This is a genomic window from Salinisphaera sp. SWV1, from assembly GCF_052044155.1.
Taxonomy (GTDB): Bacteria; Pseudomonadota; Gammaproteobacteria; order Nevskiales; family Salinisphaeraceae; genus Salinisphaera.
Map to the genome: position 1 here is coordinate 1 of NZ_JBQDYE010000138.1, position 622 is coordinate 622.

Here is a 622-nt window from a genome sequence, read left to right on the forward strand (position 1 = left end):
CAGTTTGCGGTACGCCAGCCGTCTCGAGGATAAGCTGATTAAAGCGCAGTTCGCGTAAAACGCTCTGCATTTGCGGCGCGCTCATTTCGCTACTGTTAAATGTTTGCATCGCACCGAAAGATTTTGCCAGTGCCAGTTTTTCTGAACTAATGTCGATCGCCGTCACACTCTTTGCTCCCAGCGCGACAGCGCACTGAATGGCCAGCAGGCCAATGGTTCCGGCACCAATAATAATAACGTTTTTATTCTCACAACCTTGCGCTAAATGAAAAGCATGCAGACCAACGGTAATCGGCTCAATAAAAGCCCCATCCTCAATAGGCATATCCGTGGGTAGAGCAAAGACATTTTTTCGCTTAACGACAATATATTCAGCAAATCCACCATCACGCCGCGAGCCAATAAAATCATATTTTGCGCACTGGGAATAAAACCCTTTCAGACACTCTGGACAAGTAAAACAGGGTAATAACGGCACACAGGCAACCGCATCGCCAGGGTGTAAATCATCAACACCGGATCCCACCGCATCAATATAGCCGCTAAATTCATGGCCTAACGTTATTGGATAATAATGTGCACCATTTTTAAATATCCTGGGTAAATCGGAACCACATAAGCC

General features: G+C 46.3%; 1 protein-coding gene. It reads right to left on the reverse strand.

Features of this window, described 5'->3' with window-relative positions; translation table 11 throughout:
* Positions 1-622, reverse strand: a 622-nt coding sequence (locus ACS8YF_RS19870; RefSeq protein ID WP_440851804.1) for an alcohol dehydrogenase catalytic domain-containing protein, incomplete at both ends; no start/stop codon positions are given.